Below are 23,508 nucleotides of genomic sequence, written 5' to 3'. Positions count from 1 at the left end.
AACGGCTTAGGTCACGTGACGATCCGACCGCCACCGGGCGAGCCGCGCGAATCCTCGCGGAGGGCTTAATCATACAGATCGCCGCACGTATTATGAGTAACTGAATTACCCATACAGACATGAGTGGGGCGTATGACTTCCGCAGATCACCGCGCCTGGCCGGCTCTCGAGCACGAGACGCTCGAGTGGGTACCCGCGTCCGCGTGGGGACTCGCCGCGGGAGCCGACGGGCGTGGGCTGTACGACGCTGCCGCTCCCGCGTTCATTGCGGCGCGCATCCCCGACCTGTCTGCCCCCCTCGTCGCCGAGGCAGGCGCCGCCACGAGCGAGCTCGCGCGCTTCGACGCAGAACTGGGCAGCCGGATCCAGGGCTTCGCACCGCTGCTGCTGCGGTCCGAAGCCGCCTCGTCGTCGCAGATCGAGAACCTCACCGCGAGCGCACGGGCGATCTTCTCGGCCGAGTTGGGCGCGAGCCGCAGCCGCAACGCCGAGCTGATCGCGGCCAACACCCGCACGATGACGGCGGCACTCGACCTGGCCGACAGGATCGATGCCGACACGATCCTGCGGATGCACGCCGTGCTGATGCAGGATCAGCCGCGCCACACGCCCGGCGCGTGGCGCGGCGAGCCCGTCTGGATCGGCACGCGATCCGACTCGCCGATCGGGGCCGACTACGTCGCCCCGCACCACGCGCGGATCCCGGCACTGATCGAGGACCTCACCGCGTTCGCCCGGCGACCCGACCTCCCACCACTGGTCGCGGTGGCGATCGCCCATGCGCAGTTCGAGACCATCCACCCGTTCAGCGACGGCAACGGCCGCACCGGGCGCGCGCTGGCGCAGGCGATGCTGCGCGGACGCGGTGTGACCCGCAACGTCGCCGTTCCCGTATCCGCCGGGCTGCTCGCGGACGTCGACGGCTACCACCAAGCACTCACGTCCTACCGCGCGGGCGACCCGGCGGCGATCGTATCCGCGTTCGCGCACGCGGCGCTCCGCGCGATCGCCAATGCCCGGCAGCTCGTCGCGGAGATCGACGCGACCCGCGGCCGGTGGGAGACGCAGCTCACCGTGCGCCGCTCAAGCAACGCGTGGCGCCTGCTCGACGTGATCGTCCGGCGACCGGTGATCGACGCCGAGACCGCCGCCTCCGAGATCGGCGCGCAACGCCCGAACATCTACCCGCCGCTTCAAGCACTGGTGGACGCCGGAATCCTGAAGCCCAAGGCCGAGCATCGCCTGGGCCCGTTCTGGCGCAGCGACGAGATCCTCGCGGCGTTGGACCGGTTCGCCGAGCGGGCCGGCCGACGGAACGCGACGGGTCGGATCACTCGACGATCATGACCGTCAGCGACGTGAACCGCGAGAATCCCCGGTCGCGGGTGATCACCGGCCCCCAGGCTCAGCGCATGCCCCGCGATGAGCGCGTCCTTCCCCCGCATCGCCTGAGCGGAGGACGCCGCAGCCTCGCGTCGCCGCCCGAGGCGCGAGCGCCTTCATCGCGGCTCGTCGGCGAGACCCTGACCGCACGGGCGCAAGCGGCGCTGCGCCTCACTCCACGGGGATGTCCGTGAGGCGGTAGTTCGTGCTCGCGGCGCCCCCGAGGTTCTCGATCGTGATCTCGTCCGCGCCGGCCACGTCGGGGTAGAGCGCGACGAAGCTCAGCGTCTGGCCGCCACCGGCTCCCTGCTGCGCGTCGTTGTCGCCGGCGAGGCGGTACTCCTCGGTGCCGCTCTCCTGCGCGCCGATCGCGTAGTCGAGCGGGTACACGGCCGTGTCCCCGACGAGCAGCCGCGGCGAGAACGGGTACAGGTCCATCGACGTGCCCTCGCCGCGGTAGCCGAACGCGCTGGCCGAGAGGTTGACCGCCCACCCGCTGTCGTACGCGCCCTCGTCGGTGCGGGTCGCCTCGACGGTGACGGCGATCAGCCCGCCCACGCGGCGGGCCGACGGAGCGGAGACGTGGAACTCGCCCGCCCGCGACTCCTCGAGGTCGAAGCCCTCCGCACCGGTCGCGACGGGGCCGTCCTCGAACGGGGGCAGCTCGCCCGTCGTGGGGATCTCCGAGCGGGTGATCTCCTGGGTCGTGAGCGTCAGCGTCACCCGGCGGTTGAGCTGGCGGTTCTCCTCGGAGTCGTTCGCGACGAGCGGCTCCGACTCGCCGCGACCGGACGCCCGGATGTCGAACGCGTCGGTGTCGACGCGCTCCGACAGGGCCTGCGCCACCGAGTCGGCGCGCTCCTCGGAGAGCGTCTGGTTCGACGCGTCGTCGCCAACGTCGTCGGTGTGCCCCACGACGTCGACCTCGCCCGCCCCGCGGGCCTCGAGCGTGGCGACGGCGGCGTCGACCACCGCGTCCGCGTCGGGCCCAAGCTCGGCCGACCCGAACTCGAACAGCACGTCGCCGCTGAGGTCGATCCGCACCTCCTCGGTCGACTCGACCACCTGCACGGCGCCGTCGAGCTGGCGGGTGATGCTGTCCAGCGACGTCACCGTCGCCGACGCGACCTCGGCCACGTCGAGCGGATCGGCCGCGTCGTCGTCCGACAGCGTCGGGGCCGGGGGCTCCCCCTCGACCACGGGCAGCTCGTCGATGTAGTCGCCGGGCAGAAGCAGCCCCAGCGGCACGCCGTCCTCCGGCGCGGCGTAGACCTGCTGCACGCGCAGGCCGTCCGCGTCGACCGTGAACGATCCGCCGCTCGTGCCCACCGGCTCCTCGGCGTCGTCGAGGCCCGGCAGGTGGATGCGGAGGCCCTCGGCGTCGATGAGGCGCAGCATCCCTGCCGGCACGTACGCACCCTGCGCCGCGTCGAGCCCGAAGACGGATCCCGAGACCGTGGTCTCGCCGTCCGGCAGCTGCGTCGCCACGAGGTCCGCGGTGAGCACCACGTACTCGCCGACGCGGACCAACGGGTGGACGCCGACCTCGATCTCGCCGCCGTCGGTCGTGACCGTGCGCGTCTCCACGACCTCGTCGACGTCGGCGGCGGACGTCTGGGCCGCAGGCTCCTCCGTCTCGGGCGCGGGCGCCGGCGTTCCCGTGCATCCCGTCAGCAGCATCACGGCCGCGATCGCCGCCGCCGTCCCAACCCGCGCGCGCATCCGCACCATCCCCCGGAGAGTCTCGATCTACGGCCACCCTAGTGGGCGGCGCCGCGGCCCCCAGAAGCGCCGACTAGAATCGTGGCGTCCGGCCCGCTGCCCGCCGAGGAGCCTCCCGCGTGACCAACGCCCCCATCGACACCGTCGCCCACGCCGCCGCCACGCCCGAGCGCGAGCAGCCTTACGAGGCCCTCGGCCTCAAGCCAGACGAGTACGCCAGGATCCGCGAGATCCTGGGCCGTCGCCCCACCTCGGGCGAGCTGGCGATGTACTCGGTCATGTGGTCGGAGCACTGCTCGTACAAGTCGAGCAAGATCTACCTGCGCCGCTTCGGCGACAAGGTCTCGGAAGAGATGAAGCAGCGACTCATGGTGGGCATGGGCCAGAACGCCGGCGTCGTCGACGTCGGCGAGGGCTGGGCGGTGACCTTCAAGGTCGAGTCGCACAACCACCCCTCCTACATCGAGCCGTTCCAGGGCGCCGCGACCGGCGTCGGCGGCATCGTCCGCGACATCATCTCGATGGGCGCCCGCCCCGTCGCCGTCATGGACCAGCTGCGCTTCGGCGCGATCGACCACCCGGACACCGCGCGCGTGGTGCACGGCGTCGTGTCGGGCATCTCGTCCTACGGCAACTGCCTCGGCCTGCCCAACATCGGCGGAGAGACCGTGTTCGACGGCGTCTACCAGGCCAACCCGCTCGTCAACGCGCTCGCGGTCGGCGTGATGCGCCACGAGGACATCCGCCTCGCCAACGCCACCGGCGCGGGCAACAAGGTCGTGCTGTTCGGCGCCCGCACCGGCGGCGACGGCATCGGCGGCGCGTCCATCCTCGCGTCCGACACCTTCGCCGACGGCGGCCCCACCAAGCGCCCGGCCGTGCAGGTCGGCGACCCGTTCGCCGAGAAGGTGCTCATCGAGTGCTGCCTGGAGCTGTACGCGGGCGATCTCGTCGAGGCGATCCAGGACCTCGGCGCCGCCGGGATCTCGTGCGCCACGAGCGAGCTGGCCGCCAACGGCGGCTCGGGCATGAACGTCGAGCTCACGAACGTGCTGCTGCGCGACCCCACGCTGACCGCCGAGGAGATCCTCATGAGCGAGTCGCAGGAGCGCATGATGGCGATCGTCGCCCCGGAGAAGCTCGACGCCTTCCTGGCCGTCGTGCAGAAGTGGGACGTCGAGACCAGCGTGCTCGGCGAGGTCACCGGTGACGGACGCCTCGTCATCACCTGGGACGGCGAGACCATCGTCGACGTCGACCCGTCCACCGTCGCGGTCGACGGCCCGGTGTACGAGCGGCCCGTGGCGTACCCCGGATGGATCGACGCGCTGCAGGCCGACTCGGCCGCCGTGCTCCCCCGCCCGACCGACGGCGGGGAGATCCTGGATCAGGTGAAGAGGCTGGTGGCGTCGCCGAACCTGGCGGACGCCGGCTGGATCACGAACCAGTACGACTACTACGTGCTCGGCAACACGGCGCTGGCCTTCCCCGACGACGCCGGCATGATCCGCGTCGACGAGGAGTCGGGCCTGGGCGTCTCGATCGCCACCGACGCGAACGGCCGCTACTGCCAGCTCGACCCGTACGCGGGGGCGCAGCTCGCGCTGGCGGAGGCCTACCGCAACGTCGCCGTCACCGGCGCGATGCCGACCGCCGTCACCGACTGCCTCAACTTCGGCTCGCCGGAGAACCCCGAGGTGATGTGGCAGTTCTCGCAGGCCGTCGACGGCCTCTCCGACGCGTGCCTCGAGCTCGGCGTGCCGGTCACGGGCGGCAACGTGTCGTTCTACAACCAGACCGGTGACACCCCGATCCACCCGACCCCCGTGGTCGGCGTGCTCGGCATCATCGACGACGTCGCGCGCCGCATCCCGAGCGGATGGCAGGACGCGGGCGAGAACATCTACCTGCTCGGCACCACGGCGACCGAGCTGGACGGGTCGGCCTGGGCCGGCACGATCCACGGCCACCTCGGCGGACGTCCGCCCCGGGTCGACCTGGCGGCCGAGCGTCGCCTGGCGGGCCTGATCCAGGGCGCGAAGGACGAGATGCTCGTCTCGAGCGCGCACGACCTGTCCGAGGGCGGTCTCGCCCAGGCGCTGGTCGACGGCGTGCTGCGGTTCGGCGTCGGCGCCCGCGTCTGGCTGCGCGAGATCATGGAGCGCGACGGCGTGGACGCCGCGACCGCGCTGTTCTCGGAGTCGACCGGCCGCGTCATCGTGACGGTGCCGCGCGAGGAGGACGTGAAGTTCCGCGGGCTGTGCGAGGGCCGCGGGTACCCGGTGCTTCGGATCGGCGTGACCGACGCGGGCTCCCCCGAGGAGGGTCCGTCGCTCGACGTCCAGGAGCTCTTCGAGGTGCCCGTCGCCGAGCTGCGCGCCCTGTCGACCGGCACGCTGCCCGCGGCGTTCGGGGCGACCGTCGAGGAGCCCGTGGCCTGATGACGATGATCAACCACTCCGAGCTCGAGCCCGACGGCGAGGCCTCCGACTACCCGCTGGAGCGCCGCAACCGGCGGATCCGCGCGGTGGCGTGGATCGTCATCGGGGCCTTGCTCGTCACCGGCGGAGGCGCGACGCTGTTCGCGCTCCTGTTCGGCTGACCGCCGTGGCCGGGCGACGAGCGCAGACCCCGCTCCCCGCGGAGCCGTGGACCGGCGCGGAGACGACGGCGCGCGCGGAGAGCGTCGAGCTGCCGGGCGTGTTCGGACGGCGGCAGGTCGGCTGCGTGCGCTTCGAGGACGGGTCGGCGTTCCTCGTCGATGACGTGCGGGACGCCGTCCAAGGCCGCGCGACGATCCTCGAGACCCTCCGCGGAGAGCCCCTCGCGTTCCTCTTCCGAGCCGACGCGCCGTCGCCGAGCTCCGCGCTCGCACCGCTCTCGGACGGCGCCGCCCCCTCGTCCTGGCTGCTCGCTCAGGCCACCGGTCACGATGCCGCGGTGTTCCTCTCCGCGGTGCTGACGCCCGCCGAGCTGACCGCGCTCGGAGCCTGGCTCGACGGCGCGTAGCGCCGGGCATCCCACGAACCCGCACGACATCGTCGACCCGGCATCGAAACGCCTGCCGACTCGACGGAAAGTGGCGGGCTCGCCCGGTCGGCCTCGACCGGCGACGGCGGACGAGCGCGTCGGCGCCTAGAGTCGACCCGTGGAGCAGCTCTTCGGATTCCTCGGCAGCTACTGGTGGCTCTGGTTCGTCTTCGGCGGATCGATCGTCGCCGGCGTGCGCGGGATCGCCGCGTGGTCCGAGCGCGCGGCGAAGCGACGCCACAAGCGGCGCATGGAGCTCCTGCGCGCGAAGGCGTCGAGCCGGCCGCTGCCCTCCGGCGTCGAGGAGTCGGACGTCCGCAGCCGGGCCGACCGGCTGAAGCGGCTGATGGCGGCGCACGACGACGTCACCCGGCGCTGGCTGGAGTACGAGCTCGACGTCGGCAAGCTCATCGCGTTCCCGACCATGAGCGACGGTCGCGAGCCGCTCACCGCCGCCTTCCTGCGGGCCAAGAAGGCCGCGGACGGCCTGCGGCCCGCCTCGGTCGAGACGAGGCTCGACGCCGAGGCCCTGTCGGAGTACCGCGACGCCGTGCACGACTACGAGGTCGCCTTCGACGTCGCGGAGCAGGAGGCGCGTCGCGTCCGCGACAGCGGCTTCACCGACGCCGAGCGCAAGCGGCTCGACCGCGCCCACCAGCTGCTGCAGGTGGCGGTGGACCAGTCGGCGACGGCGGCGGAGCGGCAGGTCGCCTATCGCCGAGTGCGCGACGAGCTCGACGGGCTCATCGCGCTGTCCGACGCCGCGATCGAGAGCCTCGAGAAGCGCGTCGCGCCCGAGATCGAGCGCCGCCGCCGCGACGGATAGGCGTCCCCGCCGCCCGTGAGTGCCATGTGGCACTCACGGAACGCCGGCGAGTGCCATACGGCACTCACGGAACGTCGGCGAGTGCCATACGGCACTCACGGACGGGCGAGAAGGAACACCGCGGCCGGCAGCTCCAGGAGCCCGTCGGCCACGCGCAGCCAGAAGCCGCGAGGGCCACGCGCGCCCTCCTCGTCCCCGTCCTCGCGCTGCGGTCGATCGACGGACGACGACGGACGCACGGTGCTTTCCGTCGTGACGGTGACGTTCTGGATCATGCTGCTCGCCTGCTCTCATCGGGCGGCCCCAGCGGCCCCCTCACGCCCACCACGAACGCGGATGGCGCGTTCCGACGACGAGCGGACGCCCGCACCCCTTGAATCGGGGACGACGGACGTGTCGAATCGGAGCGGTGCCGTTCGTGGCACTGTCAGGCGCGGTCGCCGGACCGCCGGACACCCCGAGGAGCGATCATGGCGAACGAGACGCTCCGTGCGACGGCAGGACGCGAGGGTGTCGCGGACGCGATCGCGCGCGTCCACCGAGAGGAATGGGCTCGCATCGTCGCGGGGCTCGCCCGCCGCTATGGCGACCTGTCCATCGCCGAGGAGACGGCGGCGGACGCTTTCGCCACGGCGGTGGAGCGCTGGCCGCAGGACGGGGTGCCGCCCAATCCCGGCGCGTGGCTGACCACCACGGCGCACCGCCGGGCGATCGACCGGCTCCGCCGGGAGACGCGGCGCGACGAGAAGCAGCGCGAGGCGCTCAGACTGCGCGACGACTCGCCGGCCGAGGAGGTCGGCGCCGTGGAGGACGACCGGCTCCGTCTGCTGTTCACGTGCTGCCATCCTGTGCTGTCCCTCGATGCGCGCGCGGCCCTGACCCTGCGCATCGTCGGGGGGCTGACCGTGGCCGAGATCGCCCACGCCTTCCTCGTGCAGGAGACGACGATGGGGCAGCGCATCACCCGCGCGAAGGCCAGGATCAAGGCCGCCGGGGTGCCGTACCGCATGCCGCGCGCGGCCGACCTGCCGGAGCGCACCGGGGGCGTGCTGACCGTCCTGTACCTGATCTTCAACGAGGGGTACCTCACCTCGGGCCCGGGCTCCGCGCCCCTCCGCCACGACCTCACGGGCGAGGCGATCCGCCTGACCCGCCTGCTGCGCGAGCTGCGTCCGGAAGACGGGGAGGTCACGGGCCTTCTCGCGCTCATGCTGCTGACGCAGGCCCGCGCCCCGGCGCGGCTGTCGCCGGACGGCGAGCTCGTACGGCTGGACGAGCAGGACCGACGGGCGTGGGATCGCGCCCTGATCGACGAGGGCCTGGCGCTCGTGGGCGAGGGAGCCGACATCGCGCGACGCGGCACCGGCCGTGCGGGGCGCCACCAGCTGCTCGCCCGGATCAACGCCGTGCACGTCTCCGCACGGCACCCGCGGGACACCGACTGGGCACGGATCGTCGCCCTCTACGAGCAGCTGGAGCGTCTCGATCCGAGCCCGGTCGTGACGCTCAACCGGGCGATCGCGGTCGCCGAGCTGCGCTCTCCCCGCGCCGGCCTGGCCATCGTCGACGCGCTCGGAGAACGGCTCGCCGGGCACCACGCGTTCCACGCCACCCGCGCGGAGCTGCTGCGCCTGCTCGGCCGCGCGTCCGAGGCCCGGTCGGCCTACGACCGCGCCATCGCCCTCGCGCAGAACAGCGCCGAGGTCGTCCACCTGACCGGCCGCCGCGACCTGTCGGCGACGACGGCGCCGACGCCGACCGAAGGAGAACACTCGTGAACAAGTACCTCGTCATCCACATGACCGACTCGTCCGCCTCGCCGCTGCCGCAGGCCGACGACCAGCGGATGCTGGACGACTGGCTGGAGGAGGGCAGAGCCGACGGGCGCCTCGGCGACGGGTCTCCCGTCGCCGGCCCCGAGCGGGCCAAGTCGGTCGCGGTGCGCGGGGGCGAGACGCTGATCGCCGACGGCCCCTTCCCCGAGTTCAAGGAGTGGTTCGCCGGCTACGACGTGCTCGAGGCCGAGACGATCGGCGAGGCCGCGAGGTACATGGCGAAGCACCCCAGCGCCCTGCTCGGCAAGGTCTTCATCCTGCCGGTCGTCCCCCTTCCCTGGGAGGAGTGAGCCGGCACCGCCACGGTCTCTCTCCCGGCGCGGACGAGCCGCGCGCGTTCGCCTGCTCGGCGATCCTCTTCGAAGCCGCGACGGGGAGGACACCATGTGGTCGCCGGCGTTGTCACCGGCGTTGTCACCGTGTCGAAGCGCGCGGATACCCCTCGGCGGCCTCATCCAGCCAGGCGCTGAGGAGTTCGCCGGGAGGATTGAGTCTGCGCGCGAATCCTGCGTCGGAGTGGTCGGGCGGCATCGGAGACACCAGCAGCAGTGTCTGGGCCCGTTCTGCACCGACGCCGAAGAAGCCCTCGTCGTCCAGCGCGTGCAGGGCGGCTTCCATAGAGGCGAGACGTCGCCAGTACTCTGCGTCGGCGTCCGCGGGTGCCATGTCGAACAGGTCGCCTCGTGCGTCGTAGACCTGAGCCAACGGCGCGAAGAACTCGTCCCCGGCGAGCGCGAACGGGCTGTCGGCGAGGTCCCACCGGCCGGGACCGTGAAGCGTCACGGACAGATAGGGGCGCAGCGCCTCTCCGGAGGTGAGGAGCGCGTACACGCAGAAGGGCCCCGACGCCTGCGAGCGCAGTCGCGTGATCGCCTTCCTCGTGGCATCGGCGATCGAAGCCGTCAGCGCGGGGTCGGGCTCGCCGGGTGCGGAACCGGCCGCCTCGGGAGCAAGACCGGAGAGGGTCTGTCGCAACACCTCTATCGTGACCTCGTTCGTCGGTGACGGCGATTCACGACCGGCGCACTCGTGGATCGAGTGGTCGGTTTCTGCCAGCTGCTCGAGAACTGCTTCCACGACGCGCGACACCTCGTCGTGATCGTCGCGGAACAACTCGGCGTCGAGAAGCGGCCGCCCGGTCTGGATCCGCGCCCGGACCTCCGACAGGCCCATGCCGAGAGCACGGTGCAGGCCCATCAGCCCCCGCCCGGAAGGAACGCCGCGAACGACGATCACGACGCGCATCGTGTCATCCAGCTCGGTCACCCCTCTCGTCGCCCGACGGCAGTCTCGCAGAGAGAGGGCGGTCGCCGCCGATCGCGCCGGGACGCGGGAGTGCCATACGGCACTCGCGGAAGCGGCGTGGCCCTCCCCGCGACGGCCGTCAGATGACGCCGAGGGCGAGCATCGCGTCGGCGACCCTCGTGAAGCCGGCGATGTTCGCGCCGACCACGTAGTCGCCCGGGGTGCCGTAGCCGTCGGCGGTCTCGAGGCAGCGGTCGTGGATCGCGCGCATGGTCTCGGACAGGCGCTCCTCGGTGTGCTCGAACGTCCACGAGTCGCGCGAGGCGTTCTGCTGCATCTCCAGCGCGCTGGTCGCGACGCCGCCGGCGTTGACCGCCTTGCCGGGCGCGAACATCACGCCCGCCTCGCGCAGCACCCGGATCGCGTCGGGGGTGGTGGGCATGTTCGCTCCCTCGGCGACGATCTTCACCCCGCCGCGCACGAGCGCCGCCGCGCCGTCCGCGCCCAGCTCGTTCTGCGTGGCCGACGGCAGCGCGATGTCGCACGGCACGTCCCAGATCGACCCGCCGTCGACGTAGTGCGCGCCGGTGCGCTCGTTGACGTACTCGCTGATCCGGCCGCGGCGGCCGTTCTTGATGTCCTTGACGAGGTCGAGGTCGATGCCGTCCTCGTCCACGACGTAGCCCGCCGAGTCCGAGCAGGCGACGACGCGCCCGCCGAGCTGGTGGACCTTCTCGATCGCGAAGGTGGCGACGTTGCCGGATCCCGACACGACGACGCGCTTGCCGTCGAACGAGTCGCCGTGGTCGCGGAGCATCTCGTCGACGAAGAACACGGTCCCGTAGCCGGTCGACTCGGTGCGCACGAGCGAGCCGCCCCAGCTGATGCCCTTGCCGGTCAGCACACCCGACTCGTAGCGGTTCGTGATGCGCTTGTACTGGCCGAACAGGTAACCGATCTCGCGGCCGCCCACGCCGATGTCGCCCGCGGGGACGTCCGTGTACTCGCCGATGTGGCGATACAGCTCGGTCATGAAGGACTGGCAGAAGCGCATGACCTCCGCGTCCGACTTGCCCTTCGGGTCGAAGTCGCTGCCGCCCTTCCCGCCGCCGATCGGCATGCCGGTGAGCGCGTTCTTGAAGATCTGCTCGAACCCGAGGAACTTCACGATGCCGAGGTTCACCGACGGGTGGAAGCGCAGGCCGCCCTTGTACGGGCCGAGTGCCGAGTTGAACTCCACCCGGAAGCCGCGGTTCACCTGCGTGCGCCCCGCGTCGTCCACCCACGGCACCCGGAAGATGATCTGCCGCTCCGGCTCGCACAGACGCCGGATGACCTCGGCGTCGGCGTACTCGGGGTGCTTCTGCACCACCGGGCCGAGGCTCTCGAGCACCTCGTGGGCGGCCTGGTGGAACTCGGACTCTCCGGGATTGCGGCGGACGATCTCGTCGAAGATCGGGACAAGGTGAACGTGCAGCTGCGGCATGGGGCTCTCCATCAGCATCGGGGCGCGGGTCGGTGGGGACGTACCCGCGTGCAGGGGGTGGATACCGGGCGACGTCGGCCGGTGCTGACGCGATCGCGTCAGACGAAGGGGACGGCCGAGACGACCGTGACCTCGATGAGGCTACCGCTCGGCGCGCTGTACGAGAGGCGGTCGCCGACGTGGCGGCCGTTCAGCGCCGAGCCGAGGGGAGACGACGGGGACGACACGTCGACGTCCTCGCGTCCGCCCAGCAGCTCGCGGTCGCCGAGCAGGAAGGTCTCCGTCGAGCCGTCGGCCTCGAAGCGCACCGTCACGGTCATGCCGGGCTCGACGAGACCGTCGTCCGGCTTCGTGCCGACCTCGGCGCGCCGGATCAGCTCGCGCAGCCGCACGGCTCGGGCCGTCTCCTCGGACGACTGCTCGTGACCCGGGCGGGTCAGCTCCGACAGCTCGTCCTGGAGGCTCGTGAGCGCCTCCGACGTCATCCACAGCGGATCGCTCGCGAGAGACATGCGACGCATCCCCTTCCACCTCTGGCAGCGCAGAACAGAACCTTCACCGTACTACGGAACCGGGAGGAGGCCCGGACCCGACCGGTCGCGGCCGGCGGCGGCTCAGTCGTCGTCGCCGAGGACCGCCTGTCGCGCGCGTCGGGCGGCCTCCCGCGCGATCTGCGGGGCGAGGCCCACGTGGCCGCTCGGGTCGAGCAGCTGACGGATGCGGACGGGCGGCAGCGCGACGGTGATCCGCGGGTCGGAGACCAGCAGTCCCTCGAAGTCCTCGCCCTCGGTGGCACAGCGCATGGCCGCCTCGTAGACGATGCGGTGCGCCTCGTCGCGGCCGATCTCCTCGCCGAGCGCCAGCATGACGGCTTCGGAGCCGATCAGGCTGCCGCTGAGCTCGAGGTTGCGCCGCATCCGCTTCGGGAAGAGCTCGAGCCCCTCGAGGATGACCTTGAGCCGCATCAGCAGGTCGCCCATCGCGACGAGGCTCGTCTGCATCGCCGCGTCGAGCTTGCCGGTGGCTCCCCCGTCCGCCTCGTGCGCGTGGATCGTGGACGCCACCGCCTCGGGCGCCGTCGCGCGGACGAGCGCGGCCAGGTCGAGCACGTCGGACGACAGCTTGGGGTTGCGCTTGTGGGGCATGGTCGAGCTGCCCACCGACCCCTCCGGCACGGGCTCGGACACCTCGCCGAACTCCGTCTGCATCATGGTCTCGACCTCGATCGCGATGCGCGCGCAGGAGGCCGCCAGCAGCGCCAGGTCGGAGATGTAGCCCGACTGCGGGGAGAGCAGCGCCCGCGACGGCACGGGCATCGGCTCGAGGCCGAGCAGGTCGGCGACGCGACGCTGCACCCTCGGCCCGACCTCGCCCAGCGAGGCGAAGCTGCCGACGGCGCCCGCCATCATGACGCGCAGGCAGGGCCGCACGCCGTGCTCCACGCGGTCGAGGCCGCGCAACAGGTCGTCGATCCAGGTCGCGACCTTCAGCCCGAAGGTGATCGGCACGGCGTGCTGGCCGTGCGTGCGCCCGGGCATGATCATCGTCGCGGACCGCTCCGCCAGATCGGCGAGCGCGGCGAGGCAGTCGACCAGCAGGTCGTGGACGATCGCGTGGGCGCGCCCGATCAGGATCGCATGCCCGGACTGCATGATGTTCTGGCTCGTCGCGCCCCAGTGCACCCAGCCGCCGGCGCCCTCGCCCGCCGCCTCCGCGAGCTCCTCGATCAGCGGCACGAGCGGGTGTCCCTGGACCCGCATCCCGGCGATCACCTTCTCGCGGTCCAGCGCCGAGAGCCGGCCCACCTGAGCGATGCGCCGCGCCGCGTCCTCCGGCACGATGCCGGCCTCGGCCTCGGCCCGAGCGAGAGCGACCTCGACGTCGAGCCACGACTGCCAGATGCTCTCGGTCGTGTAGAGGGCGCGGATTCCCGCGTCGGGCACGCTGTAGTCGGTGAAGCGCCCCGCGTCGCCGGCCGCCTCCGCGATCGTCAGGTCGGCGGCGAGCGCCGCCGACCCGGGCCAGTCCTGGAACGGGAGCGGAAGGGGGATCGGCGACGTGTCGGTCATGCGCGCACCGGCCCCCTGGCGGGAGGGGCGCTGACGGAGGCCATGCCAGAAGGGTAACGCCGCGCGGGGCGACGGTTGACATCCGGCGCTGTTCATGGGTTACTTAGTCAAGTAACTAACCACCTAACCGGAGGAACGGTGTGATCGAAGAGGGAAAGCCGCTGTTCGTGCAGATCGCCGAGCAGATCGAGGACTCGATCGTCGACGGAAGCCTCGCCGACCACACGCAGGCACCGTCCACGAACGAGCTCGCGGCCTTCTACCGGATCAACCCGGCCACGGCCGCGAAGGGAGTCGCGATGCTCGTCGACAAGGGCGTGCTGCACAAGCGCCGCGGGATCGGCATGTTCGTCGCCGAAGGCGCCCGCGAGCTGCTGCTGCAGGAGCGACGCGGCGCGTTCGCCGAGCGCTACGTCGCCCCGCTGCTCGCCGAGGCACGGAAGATCGGCCTCGGCCCCGAAGACCTCGCCGCGCTCGTCCGCGAGCACGGCGCCACGACCGACCGCGACCACACGGAACGGAGCCGCGCATGACCGCCGTCATCGAGGTGAGGAACCTCACCAAGCGCTACAAGGACAAGCTCGCCCTCGACGACGTCAGCTTCGACGTCGAGAAGGACACCATCTACGGCTTCCTCGGCCGCAACGGCGCCGGCAAGACCACCGCGATGTCGATCCTGACCGCGCAGAACTCGGCCACGTCGGGATCCGTGCGCGTCTTCGGCGAGAGCCCGTACGAGAACGCCCGGGTGCTGAGCCGGATGTGCTTCGTCCGCGAGAGCCAGAAGTACCCCGACGACGCGACCCCGACGCACGCGTTCGCATCGGCCCGGCTGTTCTTCCCCAACTGGGACGACGACCTCGCCGCGCGCCTGATCGACGACTTCCAGCTGCCGATGAAGACCACGATCAAGAAGCTGTCCCGCGGTCAGCTGTCCGCCGTCGGCGTGATCATCGGCCTCGCCTCCCGCGCCGAGATCACCTTCTTCGACGAGCCGTACCTCGGCCTCGACGCGGTCGCGCGGCAGATCTTCTACGACCGCCTGCTGTCCGACTACGCCGAGCACCCGCGCACCGTCCTGCTGTCCAGCCACCTGATCGACGAGGTCGCCAACCTCATCGAGCGCGTGCTCGTCATCGACCAGGGCCGGATCATCATGGACGAGTCCACCGAGGACGCCCGCGAGCACGCCACGAACCTCGTGGGCGACGGCGCCGCCGTGGACGCCCTCGTCGGCGACCGCGAGGTGATCCACCGCGAGAGCCTCGGCCGCGTCGCGTCCGTGACGTTCCTCGGCGCGCTCTCGCCGTCCGAGCGGGCCGAGGCCGCCGCCGCGGGCCTCGAGCTCGCGCCCGTCTCGCTCCAGCAGCTCATCGTCCGCACCACCCAGCGGCCCGCACCCGGGGCGCCCGCGGCCGTGGACGACCACGCCGCCGACCGCGAAGGAGAACTCCGATGACCGCCGTCGCCACCGCCCGTCCCGCCACCGCGCGCAGGCCGCACAGCCGGGTGCTCGGCGTCGTGCGCCTGCAGTACGTGAACCGGCAGACCTTCATCTGGATCCCGCTCATCGTGCTGGGCGGGGCGTGGGGCATCACCCTGCTCATCTACTGGCTCGTCAACACCGTCGGCGGCGAGACCGTGATGATCGCGGGCGGCACGCAGGCGCCGCTCTGGTACTACCTGGTGGTCGGCATCTATGCCATGACCCTGACGTTCCCGTTCTCGCAGGCGATGAGCGTGACGAGGCGCGAGTTCTACCTCGGCACCCTGATCGCCGCCGCCATCAGCGCCGCCGCCATGGCCACCGTGTTCATCCTGATCGGGCTGCTCGAGCAGGCGAACGACGGCTACGGGCTGAACGGCTACTTCGCCTACATCCCCTGGCTGTGGGAGGCCGGCATCGCCGCCGCGTGGCTGACGTTCTTCACGACCACGATGCTGTTCTTCGTGGTGGGCTTCTGGTTCGCGACGGTGAACCGGCGGCTGGGCCCGCTCGGCCTCACGGTCGTGATCCTCGGGATCGTCGTGGTCCTTCTCGGGTTCGTCGCGCTGGTGACGCTGCAGGAGGCGTGGCCGCAGGTCTGGCAGTGGATCCTCGACACCGGCGCGCTCGGCCTGACCCTGTGGGGGCTGCTGCTGACGGCCGTGCTGGCGGGCGGCTCCTACCTGACCCTGCGCCGCCTGCCGGCCTGACGTCAGGGGCGCGGGTTCGCCTCGGCGCCCGCCTCGACGTGGTGGCGGATGACCTCCGCCACCACGAAGTTGAACCACTTCTCGGCGAACTCCGGATCCAGGTGCGCCGACTCGGCGAGCGCCCGCAGCCGGGCGACCTGCTGCTCCTCGCGCCGCGGGTCGGACGCCGGCATCTCGTGACGCGCCTTGAGCAGACCGACCTGCTGGGTGGCGCGGAACCGCTCGGCGAGCAGATAGACCAGCGCCGCGTCGATGTTGTCGATGCTGGCGCGAAGGCGCGCCAGGGTGTCCTCGGGGCTCTCGGTCGGCGCGGCGTCGGATGTCGACTCGGTCACTTCGTTCCTTCGCTCGATCTGGTCGCGGGCGGCGACCCGCATGCTTCGAGATTACCGGCGGGCGCGGCCGGCGGCGGGTCGCCGTCCTCGCGTGCACGGCGAAGCGCGGGGCCGGGACCGGGCGGGACGGGGACCGGGGATCAGCGGACGGGGAGGATGTGCTGCGGCGACGGGACCGCCAGGCGATGGCGGACGCGGCCGGGGACGCCCGTGCGCTGGTCGACGGACAGCGACGCCACCTCGTCCGAGTCCTGGCCCGCGACGAGCAGCGCGTCGCGCAGCACCACGTGATGCCGCGGCTTGCGGATCCCCGAGTCGACGAGCGCCACCTGCTCGAGACGCTCCCCCGCACCGCGGACGCGCAGAACGGCGATCGTGTCGCTCCCCCGCAGGCCCGCGTAGAGGAACTGACCGTCACGCGAGCGCGTGAGCTCGGCCGCGGTGTCGGTCGGCAGCGACCCCGGCGCGGCGGCGACGCCCGAGCGCAGCGCCCAACGCCCGTCCGGCCCCGCGGCCAGCACGAACACCTCGCACGTGTGCTCGGTCACGACGTAGAGGTGGCCGCTGGGATGCAGCGCCAGGTGCCGGGGCCCGGCGCCCCGAGGCAGGGCGACCTCGTGGTCGAGCACGATGCCGCGCGAGGACGAGCGCCAGAAACGCACGAGGTCGAAGCCCAGATCGGTCGTGGCGACCAGGCCGCGCGGCAAGAACACGCTGCAGTGCGCCCGCGGGGTGCGCGGATCGGCGGGGGCCGCGGGGGCCGACCCGCCCAGGTCGACGGCACCCGCGAGCGGGGACGCGCCGCCCTCCGCCGCCCCGCCCGACGGGCCGCCGCGCAGGATGTCGCGGACGGCGGGGTCGTCGAACGGGTTCTTGGACTGGCCGAGGATGGCGAGCACCTCGTCCAGCCCCGCGTCCGCGCCGATGGCGGGCGTCGGCGTCGAGCCGGCGAGCATCGCGGCGAGCTGCGAGGCGTCGGCTCCGCGGTCGACGAGGTCGCGCAGCTCGGCGACGCCGCCCTGCTCGTCCAGCAGGCCCGTCGCGTCGGGGGCGGGTCGCGGCGCGTCGTAGGGGTCCTCGGCGGGCTCCGCCTCGGTGCGCGCGCCCAGGCGACCCGCGGCGTCGAGCGCGACGTGCGTCACCACGCCGTCACCCCAGGCGGCGGCGATCAGGTGCGAGCCGTCCGGGGCGACCGTGACGTGGCAGGTCGTCTCGCCGGCGTCGACCGTCGCGCCGAGCGGCGCCAGGGTGGCCTCGCCGGTACGCCGGAACGCGGCGACGCGCCCCTCACCCTCCAGGGCGGCGTAGACGACGTCGAGCGACGGATGCGCGGCGAGCCACGTGGGCGAGAGCGCCGGCACGGCGTCGCCCGTGAGCGCCAGCGGACCGCCGGCCAGCGGCGATGCGGCGTCGCCGGCGGTAGCGGCCATGATCCCGCGCGCCTCCGACCCCATGTCGGCGCCGCGCGCCCCGATCCAGAACCTCAACGTTCCGCCTTCCTCACCGGTCGCTGTCGCGCCGAGAATTCATTTGTACGCCGACAATCCGGGCAGCACGCGGATTGTCGGCGCAAAGAGGGATTGTCGCGGATGCGGGTCAGTCGACGAGGTCGTGACGCACGATCACCGCGTCGCGGGCGGGGCCGACGCCGATCACCGAGATGCGCGTGCCGCTCATGCCCTCGAGCGCGAGGACGTAGTCCTGCGCGTTCTGCGGCAGCTCCTCGAACGTGCGGGCCGACGAGATGTCCTCGCTCCAACCGGGGAAGGTCTCGTACACCGGCTTGGCGTGGTGGAAGTCGGTCTGGTTCACCGGCACCTCCTCGAAGCGCACGCCGTCGACGTCGTACGCGACGCACACCGGGATCTCGTCGAGGCCGGTCAGCACGTCGAGCTTCGTCAGCACGAGGTCGGTGATGCCGTTCACGCGCGTCGCGTACCGGGTGATCGGGGCGTCGTACCAGCCGGTGCGGCGCAGGCGACCGGTGGTCGTGCCGTACTCGAACCCGGTCTTGCGCAGCCACTCGCCCTTCTCGTCGAACAGCTCGGTCGGGAAGGGGCCCGCGCCGACGCGCGTGGTGTAGGCCTTCACGATGCCCACGATGCGGTCCAGCCGACCCGGTCCGACGCCCGAGCCGGTCGCGGCGCCGCCCGCGGTCGCCGACGACGAGGTCACGAACGGGTAGGTGCCGTGATCGACGTCCAGCATGGTCGCCTGGCCGCCCTCGAAGACGACCACGTCGCCGGCGTTCAGCGCGTCGTTCAGCAGCAGGCCCGTGTCGGCCACGATCGGCCGCAGGCGGTCGGCGTACGACAGCAGGTCCTCGAGGATCTCGTCGACCGTGATCGCCCGCCGGTTGAAGATCTTCACCAGAAGGTGGTTCTTCTGGTCGAGCGCCGCCTCGATCTTCTGGCGCAGGATCGACTCGTCGAAGAGGTCCTGCACCCGGATGCCGACGCGGTTGATCTTGTCGGCGTAGGCCGGCCCGATGCCGCGGCCCGTGGTGCCGATCTGCCGCTTGCCGAGGAAGCGCTCGGTCACCTTGTCGAGGGTGCGGTGGTAGTGCGTGATGACGTGCGCGTTCGCGCTGACGCGCAGGCGCGACACGTCGATGCCGCGCGCCGACAGCGCGTCGAGCTCGGCGAACAGCACCTCGAGGTCGATGACCACGCCGTTCCCGATGACCGCGTTCACGCCGGGCGAGAGGATGCCCGACGGCAGCAGATGCAGGGCGTACTTCTCGCCGCCGACGACGACGGTGTGGCCGGCGTTGTTGCCGCCGTTGAACTTGACCACCCAGTCCGTGCGCTCACCGAGCAGGTCGGTGGCCTTGCCCTTGCCCTCGTCGCCCCACTGCACTCCGACGATCACGATGCCTGGCATGGATTACCCCCTGATGGGTCGGTGGGCCCGGACGCCCGCACGGCTCCCGGCGGAGGATCCGGCTCGCGCGCCGCCCTCCCGTGTCATCCTATCGGCGGCCGGTCGGGCGCCCCGAGGGACGGGCGGCGCTCAGGAGCCGGAGCGGCGCACCGCCTCGGCCTCCTCCTCCTTCGTGTAGCCGCTGTGCAGCTGCACGGTGTCGGTGGTCGTGCCGCCGCGGCGACGACGGCGCGCGGCCGCGATGAGGTTGAGCGCCTCGACGAAGATGGCGAACGCCATGGGGCCGTAGATGAGCGCCTTGTCGATGTGCACGCCGAAGCCGTCGGCGATGAGGAACACGCCGATCAGCACCAGGAACGCCAGCGCGAGCATCTTCACCGTGGGGTGCTTGTTGACGAACGTGAAGATGTGGCGGGCGGCGAACAGCATGAGCGCGAACGACAGCACGACGACCGAGATGATCACGACCAGGTTGGAGGTCATCCCGACGGCGGTGATCACCGAGTCGAGCGAGAACACGAGGTCGAGCGCGAGGATCTGGGCGATGACCGCGCCGAACGTCGCCTTCGCCCCGGCCGCGGAGCCGTGGTCGTCCTCGCCCTCGAGCCGCTGATGGATCTCGTGCACGGCCTTGTAGAGCAGGAAGAGCCCGCCGGCGATCAGGATGAGGTCGCGGCCCGAGAAGCCGAGGCCGAAGACGTGGAACAGGTCGTCCTGCAGCGTGATGATCCAGCCGGCGAAGAGCACCAGCACGATCCGCATCAGCATCGCGAGGGTGAGCCCGAGGGTGCGTGCCCGCGCCTGCTGCTCCTGGGGCAGCTTGCCGGCGAGGATCGAGATGAAGATGACGTTGTCGACGCCGAGCACCACCTCGAGGACGAACAGCGTCAGGAAGACGACCAGCAGGTCCGGGGTGAACTCGAGCGCGAACTCCATGCGAACATCATCCGGCACGCGCGGCGGTTCTCCCCGCGTTGGACGCCGGGCAGGTCTTCCCCGCGTCTCGGAGCCCGATCGTGGCGCCGGGCGGGACGCGCCGCGCTATGCCCCCGGGGTCAGGCCGCCGGTCGCGCCGTATCCTCGATAGCTCGCAACACGTCCACAATGACCTGTTGGTGCTTCTCGTCGGGGAACGCGTAGTCGATACGGGTCGTCTGCCGATCGGTGTAGGGGCTGTCGAACAATCGCCTCGGATCCATCTCGCCACGGCGGGTCAGCTCGTCGACCACCATGCGCAGAAAATCCATCTGCGTGGCGGTGAGCCCGCCGAACGCAAGGCGCGCGGCGAACGCCGCCTCGGCGGCGGACCGGTCAAGACCGACGAGGGAGCGGATGAAGATCCCGAGGCCGCGTTCGCCGGTGACCCTCGCCAGCGCCTCCGGCGTCCCCTCGCCCTGCTCGATGAGGATGCGCTCCAGCTCACTGAGATCGGTGTGCGTCAGGGGCTGGTTGCGACGCAGGCGCTGGATGGCGAGGTGATCGAGGTGCGAGCGGATGTACGCGGTCACCTTCTCGCGGAAGCGCGCCTGGTCGACGCCGACCGCGACCAGGGGCAGGTCCACGGCACGGCCCGCGCCGACCTCGTCCTCCCAGTCGACGACGACCACCCTGCGCGTCCTCTTGTCCAGGAACTGTGCGAGCCCGCGCAGCGCCCGGCGGGCGTGCTCGAGCATCGCGAGCGTGACGCCGTCCCACCAGTCATCGCCGATCAGCTCCTCGAGCAGCTCCGTCTGGTCCCGCACCTGAGGGATCGTCTGCTTCTCGAGCAACAGGCGAGCGACCTGCTGCACCGCCGCACGCGTGCGCGCGGCGGTGGCGTCGTCGCCCTCGAGCTGGGCGAGCTCGCGGCGCAGCACGATGAGATCGAAGCGCTTGGCCTGCTCGTCATCGTCGGTCACCGCCGTCGGCAGCGGCCCGAGCGAGGCGGCGAGGTCGCCCGCCTCGATCATGCCGAGCGACTCCTGCCATGCAGCCAGGTCACCGTATCGCCGGATCAGCTGGCGGTGGGGCCGCGCGAGGAACGAGTCGATCGGGATGCCGGCGACGAAGTCGCGCAGCCACGCCGCGGCGCTCGCCCGCGCCTCGCCCCGATCGTCTCCCGGCGCGATCCGGCTGACGAGCGCGACGCGCGTCGCGAACAGGCGTTGCCCCAGGGAGACCGACACGGAGGCGGCGCGGTCGGCGGGGTCGAGGCGGAAGTAGTCGAGGTTGCCGCAGAAGTCGAACACCCGGAAATCGGACTTGTCATCATGGGCCGGATCGCCGCTGTCGCCGAACACGTCCGGCGCGAGCCGGGTGCCACGGCCGATCATCTGCCAGAACTTGGTGGTCGAGTGCACGTCCTTGAACAGCACCAGGTTCAGCACCTCGGGCACATCGATTCCGGTGTCGAGCATGTCGACGCTGATCGCGATGTGCGGCGCCTTCGCCGGCTGTGAGAAGTCGTCGATCAGGCTCTGCGCGTAGGACGAGGCATGCGTGATGACCTGCGCGAAACCTCCGCCGAGGTGGGGATACTGCGCGTCGAAACGCTCCCTGATGAAGTCGGCGTGCCGCTGGTTCTTCGCGAAGACGATCGTCTTGCCGAGCCGGTCCCCGCCCGCCACGTGGTGTCCGTGCCGCATCAGTTCCGCGAGCGCCTTGTCGACGGTGTCGGCATTGAACAGCGTGCGGAACACCCGGGCGGCCTCGACGTCGGTCGGCGGATCCTGCGGGGTGTCGGCCTCCTCGTCCCAGTCGATCGCGTCCCATTCCTCGCGCTCTTCCTCGGAGAGCTCGTCGTAGTGGACGCCGCGACGATGGAAGCCGAGGTCGTACGCGTGACCGTCCGGGCGAACCAGGTAGCCGTCGGCGATCGCCTCCTCGAGCGGATACGAGTCGGTCGGCACCCCTGGCTCGAGCCCGAACAGGCGGTACGTGCTGCGGGCGATGTCGTCGACTGGTGTGGCGGTCAGCCCCAGCAGCAACCCGTCGAACCAGTCGAACAGTGCTCCGTATTTCCGATAGACCGAACGGTGCGCCTCGTCGATGACGATCAGGTCGAAGAACCCCGGGCCGAAGCGGCGCTCGCCGGCGGGACCGCGCGCCGTGTCGATGAGATTCATCATGGTCGGGTAGGTGGACAGGTAGACCCGTCCCTCCGTGAGCCGGTCCGCCGTGAGATCCACGCTCGCGACCTCCGGCAGGTGCTCCGAGAACGCGCGGCCCGCCTGCGTCACGAGAGCGGTGCGATCGGCGAGGAACAGCACACGCCTCACCCACCCCTGCGCCATGAGCTGCTTGACCAGCGCAACCGTCGTGCGGGTCTTGCCGGTGCCCGTGGCCATCACGAGCAGCGCGCGACGCTGGCGCGCGTCGAAGTGCTCTCCGACCTTCGCGACGGCGCGCAACTGGTACGGGCGCCCCGCGATCGCGGTGTCGACCGGCGCCGCGGTGAGCGGACGCCGCAGCGCGCGACGCTGCACCATCAGCTCGAGCTCGTCTCGGGTGAAGAAGCCTGCGACGGAGCGGCGCGGATAGCCGGACGCGTCGTCCCAGACCTGGTGCCGGTCGCCGTTGCTGAGGAAGATCACGGGCCGGCGCCCCGTCGCCGCTTCGAGCCGGTCGGCGTAGAGCGCGGCCTGAGGTGCTCCTGCCGAGGGATCCGTGCTGGTGCGCTTGGCCTCGACGATCGCGAGCGGCAGTCCGTCGGATCCCCACAGCACGTAGTCGACGAATCCGATGCCGGAGTCGTTCACGCCCGGGATCACGGGCATGCCGTCGACGCGGTACTCGCGGTCCCGGGGCTGGTCGAGCGCCCATCCGGCTTCGCGCAGGAGAAGGTCGATCAGCTGCGCACGCGTGTCGTCCTCGCGGTAGTCGTGCGTGTCGGCGGTGGTGTCGGCGTTCTGGGCCGCGGCGATCTGGGCCCGCAGCGTCGCGATCTCCGCCTCGTGCGCGGCGAGCCGCGCGTCGCGCTCGGCGATCGCCTTGTGCGCTGCCTCTTGCTCGTCCCGGAACAGCCGGGCCAGCGCGACGCGCTCGGCAGACGTCATGGGCGCCCTGCGCTGCACGATCGCCTCGTCGAACGCGGAGCCGAGGGGTGCGGCCTGCGGGAAGGTCGAGTGGTGCTTGACCGTCCAGACCAGCACGTCGAACAGGTGGCGCAGGATGCCCAGCGCCTCCTGCTGCGAGATCCGGCGCTTCTCGTGCACGGCGTCGTTGCCGACCCGTCGGATGAGGTTGAGCTTGGCGTTGATGACCGACGTGCGCACCTTGAACGCGTTGTCGTTCATGCGCGCATTGAGGTCGCTGCGATACGGCTCTGGCAGGCCGAACACGTCGACGAACAGATAGTCGACGAGGGCCTCGACCGCGCTGCGCGCATACTTGCCCGCCGCCTGCGGATCGGAGACGACGTACGACTCCGCCCGCTGGCACGACTCATACAGCTCGGGCCACTCGGCCCGAATGAACGCGAAGTTGCTCACCCGTCCCCCGATCATCCGCAGCGCAGGAT

21 protein-coding genes are annotated in these 23,508 nt (G+C 71.5%); 10 read left to right on the top strand and 11 right to left on the bottom strand.

The genetic code is table 11. The features are described 5' to 3' along the window. Window positions 1-132 precede the first annotated feature (132 nt). Window positions 133-1,347, top strand: coding sequence for a Fic family protein (locus K5S26_RS06925; protein ID WP_221857237.1), 1,215 nt, complete (start codon window positions 133-135; stop codon window positions 1,345-1,347). A gap of 207 nt (window positions 1,348-1,554) precedes the next feature. Here the strand turns inward: K5S26_RS06925 and K5S26_RS06920 are convergent, their stop codons facing one another. Beyond that, on the bottom strand, window positions 1,555-3,105 hold the full coding sequence (locus K5S26_RS06920) for an OmpA family protein (RefSeq protein ID WP_221857236.1): 1,551 nt from the start codon (window positions 3,103-3,105) through the stop codon (window positions 1,555-1,557). Between the two features lie 119 nt (window positions 3,106-3,224). On the opposite strand from K5S26_RS06920, the gene purL reads away from it, so the two are divergent. The 4 genes from purL to K5S26_RS06900 all read left to right on the top strand — a co-directional run bounded on the left by purL (window position 3,225) and on the right by K5S26_RS06900 (window position 6,961). Further along, a complete protein-coding gene (purL, locus tag K5S26_RS06915) occupies window positions 3,225-5,546 on the top strand; it encodes a phosphoribosylformylglycinamidine synthase subunit PurL (protein ID WP_221857235.1) in 2,322 nt (773 codons plus the stop codon). After that, on the top strand, window positions 5,546-5,707 hold the full coding sequence (locus K5S26_RS06910) for a hypothetical protein (RefSeq protein WP_221857417.1): 162 nt from the start codon (window positions 5,546-5,548) through the stop codon (window positions 5,705-5,707). The genes purL and K5S26_RS06910 overlap by 1 nt, the downstream gene beginning before the upstream one ends. Before the next feature lie 5 nt (window positions 5,708-5,712). Beyond that, window positions 5,713-6,114 (top strand): hypothetical protein, encoded by a 402-nt coding sequence (locus tag K5S26_RS06905; RefSeq protein WP_221857234.1) that lies wholly within the window; start codon window positions 5,713-5,715, stop codon window positions 6,112-6,114. A 139-nt stretch (window positions 6,115-6,253) separates the two neighbouring features. Beyond that, window positions 6,254-6,961: a hypothetical protein gene (locus K5S26_RS06900; RefSeq protein ID WP_221857233.1), complete on the top strand. Its 708-nt coding sequence runs from the start codon at window positions 6,254-6,256 to the stop codon at window positions 6,959-6,961. 95 nt (window positions 6,962-7,056) lie between these two features. Here K5S26_RS06900 and K5S26_RS06895 read toward each other — a convergent pair whose 3' ends face one another. Next, window positions 7,057-7,236: a hypothetical protein gene (locus K5S26_RS06895; protein WP_221857232.1), complete on the bottom strand. Its 180-nt coding sequence runs from the start codon at window positions 7,234-7,236 to the stop codon at window positions 7,057-7,059. A 195-nt stretch (window positions 7,237-7,431) separates the two neighbouring features. Here K5S26_RS06895 and K5S26_RS06890 point away from each other — a divergent pair, with 195 nt between their 5' ends. Both K5S26_RS06890 and K5S26_RS06885 read left to right on the top strand, forming a co-directional pair. Further along, window positions 7,432-8,739, top strand: coding sequence for an RNA polymerase sigma factor (locus K5S26_RS06890; protein WP_221857231.1), 1,308 nt, complete (start codon window positions 7,432-7,434; stop codon window positions 8,737-8,739). After that, the gene (locus K5S26_RS06885; protein WP_221857230.1) at window positions 8,736-9,086 is read left to right on the top strand and encodes a YciI family protein; all 351 of its coding nucleotides are present in this window, start codon (window positions 8,736-8,738) and stop codon (window positions 9,084-9,086) included. The genes K5S26_RS06890 and K5S26_RS06885 overlap by 4 nt, the downstream gene beginning before the upstream one ends. A gap of 124 nt (window positions 9,087-9,210) precedes the next feature. Here K5S26_RS06885 and K5S26_RS06880 read toward each other — a convergent pair whose 3' ends face one another. The 4 genes from K5S26_RS06880 to K5S26_RS06865 all read right to left on the bottom strand — a co-directional run bounded on the left by K5S26_RS06880 (window position 9,211) and on the right by K5S26_RS06865 (window position 13,596). Continuing rightward, on the bottom strand, window positions 9,211-10,041 hold the full coding sequence (locus K5S26_RS06880) for a DUF4303 domain-containing protein (RefSeq protein WP_221857228.1): 831 nt from the start codon (window positions 10,039-10,041) through the stop codon (window positions 9,211-9,213). 139 nt (window positions 10,042-10,180) lie between these two features. Continuing rightward, window positions 10,181-11,527 (bottom strand): NADP-specific glutamate dehydrogenase, encoded by a 1,347-nt coding sequence (gene gdhA / locus K5S26_RS06875; protein ID WP_221857226.1) that lies wholly within the window; start codon window positions 11,525-11,527, stop codon window positions 10,181-10,183. A gap of 98 nt (window positions 11,528-11,625) precedes the next feature. Continuing rightward, complete coding sequence (locus K5S26_RS06870) at window positions 11,626-12,039, bottom strand: GreA/GreB family elongation factor (RefSeq protein WP_221857224.1); 414 nt, start codon at window positions 12,037-12,039, stop codon at window positions 11,626-11,628. Between the two features lie 102 nt (window positions 12,040-12,141). After that, complete coding sequence (locus K5S26_RS06865; protein WP_221857222.1) at window positions 12,142-13,596, bottom strand: lyase family protein; 1,455 nt, start codon at window positions 13,594-13,596, stop codon at window positions 12,142-12,144. Window positions 13,597-13,736: 140 nt separating this feature from the next. Between K5S26_RS06865 and K5S26_RS06860 the strand changes: the two genes are divergently transcribed. From K5S26_RS06860 to K5S26_RS06850, 3 genes are read left to right on the top strand one after another with little or no spacing between them, the layout of a single operon-like run. Further along, on the top strand, window positions 13,737-14,129 hold the full coding sequence (locus K5S26_RS06860; protein ID WP_221857221.1) for a GntR family transcriptional regulator: 393 nt from the start codon (window positions 13,737-13,739) through the stop codon (window positions 14,127-14,129). Next, on the top strand, window positions 14,126-15,055 hold the full coding sequence (locus tag K5S26_RS06855; RefSeq protein ID WP_221857219.1) for an ABC transporter ATP-binding protein: 930 nt from the start codon (window positions 14,126-14,128) through the stop codon (window positions 15,053-15,055). Before K5S26_RS06860 ends, K5S26_RS06855 begins: the two co-directional genes overlap by 4 nt. Beyond that, on the top strand, window positions 15,052-15,792 hold the full coding sequence (locus K5S26_RS06850) for a hypothetical protein (protein ID WP_221857217.1): 741 nt from the start codon (window positions 15,052-15,054) through the stop codon (window positions 15,790-15,792). Before K5S26_RS06855 ends, K5S26_RS06850 begins: the two co-directional genes overlap by 4 nt. Window positions 15,793-15,794: 2 nt before the next feature. On the opposite strand, the gene K5S26_RS06845 is transcribed toward K5S26_RS06850, so the two are convergent. The 5 genes from K5S26_RS06845 to K5S26_RS06825 all read right to left on the bottom strand — a co-directional run bounded on the left by K5S26_RS06845 (window position 15,795) and on the right by K5S26_RS06825 (window position 23,479). Beyond that, window positions 15,795-16,127, bottom strand: coding sequence for a chorismate mutase (locus K5S26_RS06845; protein ID WP_308122819.1), 333 nt, complete (start codon window positions 16,125-16,127; stop codon window positions 15,795-15,797). Window positions 16,128-16,267: 140 nt separating this feature from the next. After that, complete coding sequence (locus tag K5S26_RS06840; RefSeq protein ID WP_308122831.1) at window positions 16,268-17,560, bottom strand: lactonase family protein; 1,293 nt, start codon at window positions 17,558-17,560, stop codon at window positions 16,268-16,270. Between the two features lie 163 nt (window positions 17,561-17,723). Further along, the gene (locus K5S26_RS06835; RefSeq protein WP_221857212.1) at window positions 17,724-19,010 is read right to left on the bottom strand and encodes an adenylosuccinate synthase; all 1,287 of its coding nucleotides are present in this window, start codon (window positions 19,008-19,010) and stop codon (window positions 17,724-17,726) included. Window positions 19,011-19,139: 129 nt separating this feature from the next. Further along, window positions 19,140-19,946 carry a TerC family protein gene (locus K5S26_RS06830; RefSeq protein ID WP_221857210.1) on the bottom strand — a complete coding sequence of 269 codons (807 nt, stop codon included), beginning with the start codon at window positions 19,944-19,946 and terminating at the stop codon, window positions 19,140-19,142. Between the two features lie 119 nt (window positions 19,947-20,065). Next, window positions 20,066-23,479: a DEAD/DEAH box helicase family protein gene (locus tag K5S26_RS06825; RefSeq protein WP_221857208.1), complete on the bottom strand. Its 3,414-nt coding sequence runs from the start codon at window positions 23,477-23,479 to the stop codon at window positions 20,066-20,068. Between the last annotated feature and the right edge of the window lie 29 nt (window positions 23,480-23,508).

The sequence above is a fragment of the Microbacterium marinilacus genome, assembly GCF_019753765.1.
Taxonomy (GTDB): domain Bacteria; phylum Actinomycetota; class Actinomycetes; order Actinomycetales; family Microbacteriaceae; genus Microbacterium; species Microbacterium marinilacus.
This window is presented reverse-complemented; position numbering and strand designations above follow the sequence as displayed.

Excerpts from the sequence above, each read along its gene's own strand:
- K5S26_RS06925 (WP_221857237.1), top strand. The coding sequence starts at position 133 with ATGACTTCCGCAGATCACCGCGCCTGGCCGGCTCTCGAGCACGAGACG.
- K5S26_RS06920 (WP_221857236.1), bottom strand. The coding sequence starts at position 3,105 with ATGCGCGCGCGGGTTGGGACGGCGGCGGCGATCGCGGCCGTGATGCTG.
- K5S26_RS06910 (WP_221857417.1), top strand. The coding sequence starts at position 5,546 with ATGACGATGATCAACCACTCCGAGCTCGAGCCCGACGGCGAGGCCTCC.
- K5S26_RS06895 (WP_221857232.1), bottom strand. The coding sequence starts at position 7,236 with ATGATCCAGAACGTCACCGTCACGACGGAAAGCACCGTGCGTCCGTCG.
- K5S26_RS06890 (WP_221857231.1), top strand. The coding sequence starts at position 7,432 with ATGGCGAACGAGACGCTCCGTGCGACGGCAGGACGCGAGGGTGTCGCG.
- K5S26_RS06880 (WP_221857228.1), bottom strand. The coding sequence starts at position 10,041 with ATGCGCGTCGTGATCGTCGTTCGCGGCGTTCCTTCCGGGCGGGGGCTG.
- gdhA (WP_221857226.1), bottom strand. The coding sequence starts at position 11,527 with ATGCCGCAGCTGCACGTTCACCTTGTCCCGATCTTCGACGAGATCGTC.
- K5S26_RS06870 (WP_221857224.1), bottom strand. The coding sequence starts at position 12,039 with ATGTCTCTCGCGAGCGATCCGCTGTGGATGACGTCGGAGGCGCTCACG.
- K5S26_RS06865 (WP_221857222.1), bottom strand. The coding sequence starts at position 13,596 with ATGACCGACACGTCGCCGATCCCCCTTCCGCTCCCGTTCCAGGACTGG.
- K5S26_RS06855 (WP_221857219.1), top strand. The coding sequence starts at position 14,126 with ATGACCGCCGTCATCGAGGTGAGGAACCTCACCAAGCGCTACAAGGAC.
- K5S26_RS06850 (WP_221857217.1), top strand. The coding sequence starts at position 15,052 with ATGACCGCCGTCGCCACCGCCCGTCCCGCCACCGCGCGCAGGCCGCAC.
- K5S26_RS06835 (WP_221857212.1), bottom strand. The coding sequence starts at position 19,010 with ATGCCAGGCATCGTGATCGTCGGAGTGCAGTGGGGCGACGAGGGCAAG.
- K5S26_RS06830 (WP_221857210.1), bottom strand. The coding sequence starts at position 19,946 with ATGGAGTTCGCGCTCGAGTTCACCCCGGACCTGCTGGTCGTCTTCCTG.